Source organism: Acinetobacter sp. AOR34_HL, assembly GCF_027854795.1.
Lineage (GTDB): Bacteria > Pseudomonadota > Gammaproteobacteria > Pseudomonadales > Moraxellaceae > Acinetobacter > Acinetobacter junii.
Map to the genome: position 1 here is coordinate 1 of NZ_JAKTID010000043.1, position 13,026 is coordinate 13,026.

General features: G+C 37.1%; 12 protein-coding genes. 4 read left to right on the top strand and 8 right to left on the bottom strand.

The features are described 5' to 3' along the window. Window positions 1-35 precede the first annotated feature (35 nt). Complete coding sequence (locus tag MKL32_RS06840; protein ID WP_004912080.1) at window positions 36-782, bottom strand: IS5 family transposase; 747 nt, start codon at window positions 780-782, stop codon at window positions 36-38. Between the two features lie 168 nt (window positions 783-950). On the opposite strand from MKL32_RS06840, the gene MKL32_RS06845 reads away from it, so the two are divergent. Beyond that, window positions 951-1,940, top strand: coding sequence for a LysR family transcriptional regulator (locus MKL32_RS06845; protein WP_004913372.1), 990 nt, complete (start codon window positions 951-953; stop codon window positions 1,938-1,940). A gap of 174 nt (window positions 1,941-2,114) precedes the next feature. Next, the gene (locus tag MKL32_RS06850) at window positions 2,115-3,440 is read left to right on the top strand and encodes a hemolysin family protein (RefSeq protein ID WP_004913375.1); all 1,326 of its coding nucleotides are present in this window, start codon (window positions 2,115-2,117) and stop codon (window positions 3,438-3,440) included. 30 nt (window positions 3,441-3,470) lie between these two features. Here the strand turns inward: MKL32_RS06850 and MKL32_RS06855 are convergent, their stop codons facing one another. The 7 genes from MKL32_RS06855 to MKL32_RS06885 all read right to left on the bottom strand — a co-directional run bounded on the left by MKL32_RS06855 (window position 3,471) and on the right by MKL32_RS06885 (window position 11,177). Next, a complete protein-coding gene (locus tag MKL32_RS06855) occupies window positions 3,471-3,734 on the bottom strand; it encodes a ribosomal protein L7/L12 (protein ID WP_270900344.1) in 264 nt (87 codons plus the stop codon). Between the two features lie 60 nt (window positions 3,735-3,794). After that, the gene (locus tag MKL32_RS06860; protein WP_004913382.1) at window positions 3,795-4,310 is read right to left on the bottom strand and encodes a hypothetical protein; all 516 of its coding nucleotides are present in this window, start codon (window positions 4,308-4,310) and stop codon (window positions 3,795-3,797) included. 203 nt (window positions 4,311-4,513) lie between these two features. Continuing rightward, a complete protein-coding gene (gene cysN / locus MKL32_RS06865; protein ID WP_270900345.1) occupies window positions 4,514-6,127 on the bottom strand; it encodes a sulfate adenylyltransferase subunit CysN in 1,614 nt (537 codons plus the stop codon). Window positions 6,128-6,209: 82 nt separating this feature from the next. Next, a complete protein-coding gene (gene cysD, locus MKL32_RS06870) occupies window positions 6,210-7,118 on the bottom strand; it encodes a sulfate adenylyltransferase subunit CysD (protein WP_004913386.1) in 909 nt (302 codons plus the stop codon). Between the two features lie 328 nt (window positions 7,119-7,446). Beyond that, window positions 7,447-8,880 carry a capsule assembly Wzi family protein gene (locus MKL32_RS06875; RefSeq protein WP_270900365.1) on the bottom strand — a complete coding sequence of 478 codons (1,434 nt, stop codon included), beginning with the start codon at window positions 8,878-8,880 and terminating at the stop codon, window positions 7,447-7,449. Between the two features lie 173 nt (window positions 8,881-9,053). After that, window positions 9,054-10,580, bottom strand: coding sequence for a lysine--tRNA ligase (lysS, locus tag MKL32_RS06880; RefSeq protein WP_204378796.1), 1,527 nt, complete (start codon window positions 10,578-10,580; stop codon window positions 9,054-9,056). A 159-nt stretch (window positions 10,581-10,739) separates the two neighbouring features. Then, window positions 10,740-11,177, bottom strand: coding sequence for an SRPBCC family protein (locus MKL32_RS06885; protein WP_204378797.1), 438 nt, complete (start codon window positions 11,175-11,177; stop codon window positions 10,740-10,742). Between the two features lie 348 nt (window positions 11,178-11,525). On the opposite strand from MKL32_RS06885, the gene rubA reads away from it, so the two are divergent. Together rubA and rubB are read left to right on the top strand one after the other, a co-directional pair. Further along, window positions 11,526-11,690: a rubredoxin RubA gene (gene rubA, locus MKL32_RS06890; RefSeq protein WP_004678010.1), complete on the top strand. Its 165-nt coding sequence runs from the start codon at window positions 11,526-11,528 to the stop codon at window positions 11,688-11,690. 78 nt (window positions 11,691-11,768) lie between these two features. Continuing rightward, the gene (gene rubB, locus MKL32_RS06895; RefSeq protein ID WP_004953119.1) at window positions 11,769-12,950 is read left to right on the top strand and encodes a rubredoxin reductase RubB; all 1,182 of its coding nucleotides are present in this window, start codon (window positions 11,769-11,771) and stop codon (window positions 12,948-12,950) included. Window positions 12,951-13,026 lie beyond the last annotated feature (76 nt).

Consider the following 13,026-nt stretch of genomic DNA (forward strand, 5'->3'; position numbering starts at 1 on the left):
TAGGGTCTGTTGACATTTACTGTTCATAATTAAACCTATAAAGGTAGCCATAAAAATATACAGGCTAAGGCAACAGCACTTTGATAATTTCTTTTGAGCTTGTCATATCGAGTAGCTATCCCTCTAAATTGTTTTAATCTACAAAACATATTTTCAACTAAATGCCTGATTTTATATAAATACCAGTCCATATGATCATTGTTCGATTGGCTATTTATTTTCTTTGGTATATTCGCTTTTGTTCCTGTTTTTCTGATCTGCTCACGCAGTGGTTCTGAATCATAGCCTTTATCTGCGCATACCACTTCTGTCTCTTTTAAATCTAATGTTGCTATTAAATCAGGTGCAACTTTGATGTCATGTGTAGTGCCATCGGTAATCATGAAATCAATAGGATTGCCATGTGAATCAACAATCAAATGTATTTTTGAGGAGTTTCCTCCTACACTTTTAGAAATGGATTGATTCGCTATACCGGCAGAATGTTGATGAGCACGTACGTGAGAGCCATCAATAAAAATCCACTCCATATCGGGGCATGATGCTAATAATTTGAATAATCTAAGCAACTTACCGCTGCTTGACCAACGATTAAAACGTTTGAAAATAGAGTTTGATTGACCGAAATAGGAAGGAATATCTCGCCACGGACAGCCTGTTCTAATTCTATAGAGAATAGCTTCAATAAAATTACGTAAATTTGAGTTGTGATGAATAGATAAATTACGCAAAATAGTTTTCAACTTTTGCCAGTGTTGATCTGTCAGCATGGTACGAGGCATAGCGAATAGTAAAATTGGGTTTGGCGATTTGATTTTACTACTTCGCTATTTTTTTAAGCTAAAAGTGTCAACACACCCTATGCTTTTTGGCGGATTAAATTACACAAAAGCCTTTAGATATGTCATAATTCAACACAATTTAAATATTTTATTCTCGGTATTTTTTTTATGAATCTGGAGCGGGTCGATCTCAATTTATTAATTTATCTTGATGTACTACTTCGTGAAAAAAATGTCACACGCGCAGCAGAACAATTAGGCGTTACTCAGCCTGCCATGAGTAATATTCTAAGAAGATTGCGTAATCTATTCAATGACCCCCTGCTTATTCGCTCTTCAGAAGGTATGACTCCAACTGAACGTGCTTTAGAACTACAACCCCGTATTCGTGATGCCCTTTCTGATCTATCAATGATCTTAGAGCCGCGAACTGAATTTAGACCCTATACAAGTAATCGCGTTTTCCGAATCATGACATCGGACTATGCTGAAGCAACTTTAGTACCGAGATTAGTTAAAGCTCTTCGTTCTGAAGCACCAAACGTTGTACTCGACTTTTTAACTCCAAGTGATGTTTCATATCGTGATATGGAACAAGGTAAAGTTGATTTAGCAATTAACCGTTTTAATGAAATTCCTCAAAGCTTCCACCAAGTGTTAGTTTGGCGTGATAGCTTTAGCTGTATCCTTAATGACAAACATCCAGCTGTCACCCACCTCAATTTAAAAAGCTATTTAGATGCTCAACATATTTGGGTTTCTAAAACTGGCATGGGCGTGGGTTTTGGTGTTAACCCTGATAAACAAGCTGGTTTGGGCTGGATTGATCAAGCCTTAGAGCGGATTGGTCAACGACGTAAAATTTCAGTATTTACACGTCATTATCAAATGCCAGCGCTTTTAGCTCAAAATGTAGATTTGATTGCGACGCTACCAACACGTATGGCGCGCCTTCAAACTCAAAATCCGAAATTAGTCATCAAAGACCCTCCATTTTATATTCCAGAATTTGAATTAAAAATGGCATGGTGCCCTTTACTCCACCACCATCCTGCACATCGTTGGTTAAGACAATTAATTTTATTTGTCGCACGCCAAATGATTGAGGAAGAAAACCGTGAATTTTTTATAAATAATTCACAATTTTCACAATACTAAAACAAGCTATTGTAAAAATATTGCGAGTTTGTTGAAATATCAGCAAATTCTACTTCTTTTGAGAATATGCTGTTTTCATAAATAAGATTATTACACTGAGGTAAAGATTGAGTTACCTCAGTGCTTTTTTTGTGTTACAACATATTCATAATAATGATGAACCACAGGTGATATGTGAGTCTCTTCCAAAATATTATAGTTATTATTCTACTGATTTCAGCAGCTGGTTTTTTATCACTTACTGAAATTGCACTTGCAGGTGCTCGAAAAGTTAAATTAAAAATCCTCGCAGAATCAGGTGAAACCCGCGCACAAAAAGTTTTGGATTTACAAGAACAATCCGCTGATTTCTTTGCCGCATCACAAATTGGTTTAAATGCAGTTGCGATTCTGGGTGGTATTCTAGGTGAAGCAGCTTTTCGTCCATTTTTTGTAGAAATGATTAAAGGTTTTTATGCTGGTCCTTGGTTAGAAACCATTGGTTTTGCCCTATCATTTACTATGGTCACTTCACTATTCATTTTATTTGCTGATTTAATGCCAAAACGCTTGGCAATGATCGCTCCAGAAAAAATTGCAATTAGCGTTATTGATCCCATTCAAGTTTTTATCAAGGTTTGCAAACCCTTAGCTTGGGGAATTAATGCGATTGCAAACTTGTTATTTCGCTTATTTAAGGTAAATACCATTCGTGATGACAACATTACCTTTGATGATATTTCAGCAGTAATGGATGCAGGTGCACAAGCAGGCGTATTACAAAAGCAAGAACATCACTTTATTGAAAATGTATTTGAACTTGAAGAACGAACTGTTCCCTCAAGTATGACTACACGTGAAAACGTGGTTTATTTTACTTTGACGGAACATGAAGATAGCATCCGTCAAAAGCTAGCTGAATATCCTTATTCAAAATTTGTTGTGTGTAATGAACATATCGACCAAGTTATTGGTTATGTCGACGCTAAAGATATTTTAATTCGTATCTTAAACAAGCAATCCTTCACACAATTGAATGAATCAACTATTCGTAATGTACTCATTATTCCAGACACACTCACCTTATCTGAACTACTAGACCGTTTTCGCTCAACTAAAGAAAAATTTGCTGTTGTTATCAATGAATATGCTTTAGTCGTTGGTGTTATCACCCTGAGCGACATTATGATTACCGTTATGGGTGATTGGGTCACACCAATGGATGAAGAGCAACAAATTATTAAACGTGATAATCACTCTTGGTTAATTGATGGCAGCACACCAATTGAGGATGTAAAACACGTTCTAGAAATTGAAGAGTTTCCAGAAAATGAAAACTACGAAACGATCGCTGGTTTCATCATGTATCGTTTGCGTAAGATCCCTCGCCCTGCGGATGCGGTAGAATATGCAGGATTTAAATTTGAAGTCGTCGATATTGATCATTATAAAATTGACCAATTGTTGGTAACTCAGATTATGCCAAATCAAGAGAATGCTTTAAAAGATCACGAAGAATAATGTAAATAAAAAAGCCCAATATTGGGCTTTTTATTTAAAAATAAACCAAACAAGCATAGCGATTAAAAAAAGAACAGTAACTAAAAACTGAATACCACTGCGACTACGTTGAGCCAATTGTTCTTGTATAAATACTTGCTCATTTGGGTGAGTATCTAAATAACGATCTACTAAATCTTTACACTCTTTCAGACCTAGACCCGTTTTTTCACGTGTTATTTTTATCGCATCAATTAATTTACCTGACCTTAATGCAATTAAAGCTTCATGTGGTAACTCTTCCATTTGAGTCATGTGCCAAACATCCTTGTTATTCTAATCCATTAATTTATAAAAATTTTATATGATAATTATTTAGTTACCACCATACAAAGAAATTAGTTCATCTAATGTCGCTTGATAATGAATAAGAATATCTTCTGATAAAATTTTATATGCATTATCAAATTGCACCATTGGCCAACCTTCTTTCCAAAAGGGGAAAATATTATGCAAACCTTCTGTCACAATTGCATCTTCGCGTGTGATAGCTTGAGAAACCTGAGATAAAACTTGAGCTGTTTCTGCCCCATCAATTGCTAAATAATCAATACCACGTACTTTTAAGATTCGGATACGATCTTTTTTATAACGTATTTTTTTGGCCTGTCCTGCATTTAGCCCCAAAGCTAAAGTAACAGCCTCTACAAACTTCTCTTCAAAACTATTATTCAGCGCAACCAAAGCATTTTTGTGTGCTTCTTGACGACCAACTTTCCCACCATTACGAATGATCTCTTTAGCTTCAACATCAAGCTCATCTTTTTTCATAGACTGTAAAATGTCTAAAATTTCGATATCGCTTAAATACTCAGGAGATTGTTCAGTCATGGGAGTCCAAATACAAAAATTCAAAGCGCTATTGTCGCATAAAAGTAAAATTAAAACAGAACTAAAATATTCTTATGTAAAGCATAAAAAGATGAAATAAAAAGTTAATTGTACTCTGGATGAATAATTTACTTAACGCCTAAGCATTTATAATCTATAAAAAAAACCCGCTTTCGCGGGCTTTTATAAATCAGTTCAGATAATTATAAACGAACTAATTCAACAATTTGTTCTGCTGCTTCTTCAACAGTTTCAACAGTTAGGTCTGTATCCGTACCTTCAACGATAGTTGTAATGACAACAACACCTGTTTCACGTAACAAATTGATCTGATCAACTGATAATGTAGATTTTGCAATCGCCACTACACCCTGTTGGATCAATAAACTTTCTAAGGCTTGAGCATTTTCGATTAATTGTGCAGAAATACCTATCACCGCAGGTTTCTGACCTAAACGAGCAGCACGATCTTCTGCAGTAACTGGATTACTATGCGCAGTCCACTCAACAGCAGCTTCAACCATACCTGCACCAACCGTAACGTTGCTTAAACGGTCAATAAAGATAAATGAACCTGTATAACGACTGTCTTGGTATTGATCAAATACAACTGGTGCATCAAACTCAATAACCACATCAGCAATTGCATTCAACTCAAGCTCTTCAACTTGTGTATGTTCAAGTGTATTGACATTAACTCGGAAATTAATCGCTGTAACTTTAGCTGGTACAGTTTGAGTACCAATCTTCACGTTATAAAGTTTGCCTTTAACTAAAGGATGTTCAGTCATCCAAACAACTGAAGCACGAACGCTACGTGAAATTAAAGGTTGCTCGCCTGCACGAACCAATACATTACCACGTGAAATATCAATTTCATCATTCAATGTAAGAGTCACTGCTTGACCAGCAGCAGCACTTTCAAGATTTCCATCAAAAGTTACAATTTCTTTAACTGTTGATTTCTTACCTGACGGTAGTGCTACGATTTCATCGCCTACTTTGATTTCACCAAGCGCAATCGTTCCTGCAAAACCACGGAAATCAAGGTTTGGACGATTCACATATTGAACAGGGAAACGGAATTCATGTTTATTCGATTCACGTTTAATTTCCACTGATTCAAGAATATCCATCAGTGTTTGACCTTTGTACCAAGGTGTACTTACAGATGGATTTACAACGTTATCGCCATTGAGTGCTGAAATTGGAACAAAGACGATATTTTCTGGACGGCGGTTGCCTAACTGATTTACAAACGCATCATATTCAACTTGAATTTCATTGAATCGAGTTTCAGAAAACTCAACCAAATCCATTTTATTGATCGCAACTACGATATTTTTGATGCCGAGTAAACTTGCAATGAAGGTATGACGACGTGTTTGTGTTTGAACACCATATCGCGCATCAATCAAAATGATTGCAAGATCAGCAGTTGAAGCACCAGTCGCCATGTTGCGCGTGTATTGCTCATGCCCTGGTGTATCCGCGATGATGAACTTACGTTTCTCAGTTGAGAAATAACGATACGCAACATCAATAGTAATACCTTGTTCACGTTCAGCTTGTAGACCATCTACAAGTAGTGCAAGGTCAGGTGCATCACCTGTTGTACCTACTTTTTTACTGTCTCGAGTAACTGCTTGCAATTGATCTTCATAGATCAACTTTGAATCGTAAAGTAAACGACCAATAAGCGTTGATTTACCATCATCCACGTTACCGCAAGTCAAAAAGCGTAGCAGGTCTTTATTTTCGTGCTGTTTTAAATACGCCAAGATGTCTTGGCTAATAAGATCTGATTGATGAGACATTGCTCAAAACTCCACATATTCTTTAGAAATCATTTTTAATTTCCCTAAATCCTTCTTTCTAAAAGAGATTTACTTTAGGAAATTAGAAGTAACCTTCCTGCTTTTTCTTTTCCATCGAGCCAGCTTCATCATGGTCAATCATTCGACCTTGGCGTTCTGAACTAGTGGCCAAAAGCATTTCCTGAATAATTTCAGGCAAGGTATCTGCTTCCGATTCGACTGCACCTGTTAATGGATAACAGCCTAATGTACGGAAACGCACCGATTTCATTTGTGGAACTTCACCCTCTTTTAAACGCATACGCTCATCATCTACCATGATCAACGTACCACTACGCTCTACAACTGGGCGAACAGCTGAGAAATAAAGAGGAACAATTTGAATGTTTTCTAGATAGATATATTGCCAAATATCTAACTCAGTCCAGTTAGATAATGGGAATACTCGAATGCTTTCCCCTTTGTTTACTTTACCGTTGTAAAGATTCCAAAGTTCTGGACGTTGGTTTTTAGGATCCCAACGGTGTTTCGTATCACGGAATGAATAAACACGTTCTTTCGCACGTGATTTCTCTTCGTCACGACGTGCACCACCAAAGGCAGCATCAAATTGGTATTTATCCAAGGCTTGTTTTAAGCCCTGAGTTTTCATGATATCCGTATATTTTGAACTACCGTGATCAAATGGGTTAATCCCAGCATCACGTCCTTCTTTGTTCTGATGAACAATCAAATCAAAGCCATGTGTTTTCGCCATGTTATCGCGGAAAGCAATCATGTCCTTAAATTTCCAACCCGTATCCACATGTAGTAATGGGAATGGGAGTTTCGCTGGATAGAAAGCTTTTAATGCTAGATGAAGCATAACCGCCGAATCTTTACCAATCGAGTAAAGCATCACAGGGTTTTCAAACTCAGCAGCAACTTCACGGATGATGTGAATACTTTCAGCCTCAAGCTGTTTGAGGTGAGTTAATCTATTCTCAGTCATGTACACTTCCTCCTTTATTCATGCTACCCATAAAATCTATAAGCGGTCTTACACCACCACTTGGAAGACCGTGTGGAGGAACGAGTATCATAACAACTCCAATTTTTCGTGATATCGATGTTATTACCAGAACTTAATTAATGATCTAGTAAGGTTTATTCATTATAATAATTTAGAGAGAGTTCTTTAGCTTGTTTTTTCATATCAATATGCAAAATTATGATATGAATATATAACTTCATTATAAAAGTGAAACCGTCTATTTTAATTCTAGAGTAAGAAAAGAAACCTGTTTCAGCTTCTTTTCTTGGGATTATGATGTTTAAAATTAGAAACGGAACATGTTACGTTCTAATGGAATTTCAACACCTACAGAAACACCACCATCATTGCCATTTAAATCTGAATCACTTACCCAACCATTAATCTTAAGTGGAATTGTTGGCTTTAAATAGTGTGTCCAAGTCAAGTCTAAACCTTTCACAGTATCATCTTTTGGAAATGCAGCATTAATCGTCAAATTAGATTGATTCACTTTGGCATAGATCGCACGCCCACTTAAGCGATTCATTACATCAAAACGAATATCACCGCCGACTGAGTACATTTGTCCATCGCCACCTATTGCATGACCTAATGGGAAACCATGTTGATAATAACCATCAGTGTACTGATGATGGTTATAAGAAATTCCCTTTGCTTTTCCGTTTGTTCGTGTATCTGCCCATTCAGCATAAAGTTGATATGGCATATTTTTGTAACTCGAAGAGAAATCAGCACCAGCTAGGTAAAGATATTTAGCTGGTAAACCACCAGCCTCATCTTCACCGACAAATTGAGTATATAAGCTCATTGGAACATTCAACAACGGTTGCAGTAATAAACGCCCATCAAAACCAGCGATTTGGTTTGATGCATTTTCATCACCAGTACAACCGCTATCATCACAACCATTGTCTTTACCAATCATTGCATTCCAATAAGCTTTAAAACTATTTGGCTGACCTTTACCACTAATCTGAACTGTACGTGAAGCTCCCAATTCAAGATACGGCAAAGGTTGTGCAGTTAAACGTAATCCAATCAATTTTGCATCTGGTACAGCTTTATAGTCATCTAATTGACCTGCAAAAGCCTGATATTGCCAAGGTCCAATCCAAGACAACCATTTTGTTTCAAAAGCATCTTGAACTGCACGTTGTACAGTCACACCATATACAGGGCGACTTGCATCGCCACGAATTAAGCTACCATCATGCCCTGGTCCCCAATAAGTTGGAATTTGACCTGCAATAACCCATTGATTCCAAAGCTTACCTGCTATATAAGAACCCTCTACATTTGCATCATTTCCATTATCAATTAATGGATCTTTTTCACCATTTACACGAAGTTTAGCATCCCAATTGTCACCACCAGCATTCAATTCAGCTGCGATTTGATATTGAGATTTTTGGTTATCACCAAATGCTTGAGGAACTGTCTTTAAATCCGTACCAGCATGCAAACCCACTTTTACAGTTGCATTGTCTGCCTGCAAAGTGTTTATCACAGAGTTCACAACTTTTTGCTGTGTATTATTAGTCACTTTCGCTTGTGACAACGCTCTTTGAATTTCATCACCACTTAACGGCCATGTAGATGTACTGATTTGAATGACACCTTGCTGGTTTAACCAATTTAGATCAGTACGTAAATTTTCATCGTTGAGCACTAAGCCTTGCGCAAAAATAGTGGATGAAAACGAGGCAAATAATGCGATAGAAAGCTATTTTTTTAGAAACATGTCCAAACTGTTCTCAACTTTATTTATGAGCACATAATCGTTTTTTTAGAGACACATTTCAATCCTCTAACCAAACAATTACATTTCTTAACGCAGAAAACAAAGAAGCCACTCTTAAGAGTGGCTTCTTTTATTAATCAGTCAAATGTTTAATCTTTACGACGCATATGCGGGAATAAAAGTACATCACGAATACTTGGGGCATTCGCAAACAACATAACGAGACGATCAATACCAATACCTTCACCTGCTGTTGGCGGTAAACCGTATTCTAGTGCTTCAATAAAGTCCGCATCGTAATGCATTGCCTCATCATCACCAGCATCTTTCTCAGCAACTTGGGCTTGGAAACGCTTTGCTTGATCGATTGGATCATTTAATTCTGAGAAACCATTTGCTAACTCACGTCCACCGATGAAAAACTCGAAACGATCAGTAATATGTGGATTATCATCATTACGACGTGCAAGTGGAGAGGTTTCAGCAGGATATTCGGTGATAAATGTTGGCTGACGCAGCTTAGTTTCAACTGTTTCTTCAAACACGATGGTTTGTAACTTACCTAAACCAAAGCCTGGCTTAACCTGCTCTTTTAATACTTCTTGAGTAAACTTAGCCAAGAAATCACGGTCATTTACATTTTCAGGCGTGAAATCTGGATTGTGTTCAAGAATCGCATCAAACATTGAGATTTTCTTGAATGGACCTTTAAAGCTATATACTTCTTCACCATAAGGTACATCTGTTGTACCCAAGATATCGATTGCAAGTTTCTCAAGCATATTCTCAGTCAATGCCATCAGATCTTTATAATCAGCATATGCTTGGTAGAACTCAATCATCGTAAATTCGGGGTTGTGACGAGTTGAAACACCTTCGTTACGGAAATTACGGTTGATTTCAAATACACGTTCAAAACCACCTACCACTAAACGTTTTAAGTAAAGCTCAGGCGCAATACGTAAATAAAGTTCCATATCTAAAGCGTTGTGGTGTGTTACAAATGGTTTTGCAGATGCACCTCCAGGAATAACATGCATCATTGGCGTTTCAACTTCCATGAAACGCTCATTGGTTAAAAATGCACGAATACCTGCAACAACTTTGGCACGAATTTCAAATGTTTTTCTTGTTTCTTCGTTGACAATAAGATCTAAATAACGTTTACGGTATTTTGCCTCGGTGTCAGTTAAACCGTGGAATTTATCTGGTAATGGGCGTAATGATTTGGTTAGTAATTCAAAACCTTCAAGATGCACATATAAGTCACCCTTACCTGAACGACCAATATAACCTTCTGCAGCAATAATATCGCCAAGGTCTAAGCTTTTTATTGTTTCTAAAATATCAGCAGCTAAACCTTTACGATCAACATAAAGTTGGATACGACCAGTCATATCCTGAATCACCATAAATGATCCGCGGTTCAGCATGACACGACCAGCAACTTTTACATAAACCTTTTCACCGCCTTCAATTTGCGCTTTATCTAAATCTTTAAATTGCTCTTGCAAATCAGCAGCATAGTGCTCACGTTTAAATGTGTTTGGCCAAGGGCTTTTGCCAGTTTGTTTGGCAGTATCTTGGATTTGCTTTAATTTGGCATGACGCTGTGCGATTAAATCGTTTTCGGAAAGTGTCTGTTCAGAAGTCGATTGAGCGTTTTGTTGCGTCATCTCTGCCTCGATTAAGTAAAAAATGAAGTGACATAGAATAGCAGATCACAACCCATTTTCGTATTGTTTCAACCAGACAATTCAAAAAAATGAAGATTTTATCAAATTTTCAAACTGATACTTTGCAAATTTAGAACAAAAACCCAAGCCGAATTAGTCTCATTTTTCTGCTAAATGTTTAACCATCGCCAATCCTTGATCAAAACCATTATTCATCATTTCTTCGTATTCAGGTTGAATATCGCCTTCTACATGAAGTTGCGTTTCTCCATTGTAATCAACCAACAAATATTTTTCCAAAGAGCCAGCCCAAGCTTTCACATCCTCACTATCAAAATCCTCTTGATCATCTTTAATCATCCCGAGGTGCTTGAAAACAATTTCATTCGGCTCATCTATTCGTTCTATTGTCGATACCATCCCATTTCCATCACCATCAGTAAAATAGGTTTTACCACCTACTTTCCAATCAGACTTCATTTGAGAATCACAAGAAAAGAATTTTGTCCAAACATTATAGGTTTCAGTTCCCCATAATATGTCCCAGACTCTTTCAGGGGTCGCATAAATTTTAATGTTGTAACTCAGCGTTTTCATAAATATAACGTCCTTATTATTGTGATAATTCATCATAACTGATTTTCAAATGTATGTTTTTTATTCAAACCAAACTTATACGTTTCATTATTTTCAGCAAATAATAAAGTCCTCGATATAAAAATAATTAGAGTAATTGCTCAAATAACAAGACTTTCGGCCCAAATTGCCATACCACTTTTTACATAAATGATTAAACTCTTGCATTTACTTTACTTAAATGTCGTTCTGCGTAAAAATCTAACTCCCGATCAACACAAGTTAGTTCTATTGCAGCGATCGTAACGACATTATGGAATAGTTTTACTGAAAGGCAATTTGAGCATACCTATCAGTTTGGAGAGTCACATGAAAAAATATCAATGTATCGTTTGTGGTTGGATTTATGACGAAGCAGAAGGCTGGCCACAAGACGGCATTGCAGCAGGGACAAAATGGGAAGACATCCCAGATGATTGGACTTGCCCAGATTGCGGCGTTTCAAAAGCTGATTTTGAAATGGTTGAAATCTAAATAGAACTAAAAGACCATGATCATCATGGTCTTTTTTTCTTATGTTTTATTTTTAAATTAAAAAAATTGGAGAATGTAATGCATCCTATCGTCATCATCGGATCAGGCATGGCTGGTTATACTGTTGCACGAGAATTCCGTAAATTGAGTCCTGAACAAGAACTCATGATGATCTGCGCGGATGATGCGGTAAACTATGCTAAACCAACATTATCCAATGCTTTTGCAGGTAATAAAGCACCTGAACAAATTGCTCTAGGTGATGCTGCTAAAATGGCAGCCCAACTCAATATGCGTATTGAAGCGGCAACTTTGGTAAAAGAAATTCATCCAGAAAACCATGAAATCACGTTAGAAAAAAATGGTGAGATTTTTAAACAAGCCTATTCAAAATTAGTTCTTGCAGTGGGTGCAAATCCGATTCGTTTAGCAATTGCAGGCGATGGTAGTGAAGATATTCACGTGGTCAACTCATTGGTTGACTATAGTGTATTCCGTGAAAATCTAGCAAAGCGCAAAGACAAACGCGTAGTGATTCTCGGAGCTGGATTGATTGGCTGTGAATTTGCGAATGACTTATTACATAGTAACTATGACGTTACGGTCATTGATTTAGCACCTCAACCACTTGGACGCTTATTACCAACTCATGTTGCTGAAGCATTTAAAACCAACTTAGAAGAAGCTGGGATTAAATTTGCACTTTCAACTACAGTTGAGAAAGTTACCAAAATTAATGATGGTGAAGACTACGCTGTGACTTTGGCGAATGGACAAACTTTGGTTGCAGATATTGTTCTTTCTGCTATCGGTTTACAACCAAACACTGCTTTAGCCAAAGCTGCCGATATTCAAACTAGTCGAGGTATTATCACAAATACACTACTAGAGACCAATCAAGCTGATATCTATGCAGTGGGTGACTGTGCTGAAGTAAATGGAACTTTGCTTCCATACGTCATGCCTATCATGCAACAAGCACGTGCTTTAGCAAAAACTTTAAGTGGTCAAAGCACAAATGTTCATTACCCTGCTATGCCAGTTGCGGTAAAAACACCAGCTGCACCTCTTACTGTTTTACCTGCACCAATTGATGTTGAAGTGAATTGGGAAACTGAAGAGTTTGATGATGGTATGCTTGCTAAAGCAACTGATGCTGAAGGGACATTAAGAGGTTTTGTTTTATTAGGTGCAACTGCTGGTAAACAGCGTTTAACTTTAACTAAACTCGTACCGGACTTGATTCCTGCTCAAGCTTAAGGTTTAAATAAGAGAGTTTATTGAGAAATGAGTTCCAATAAACTCTCTTCCGAAAGTAGATAAAAACAATTCAACT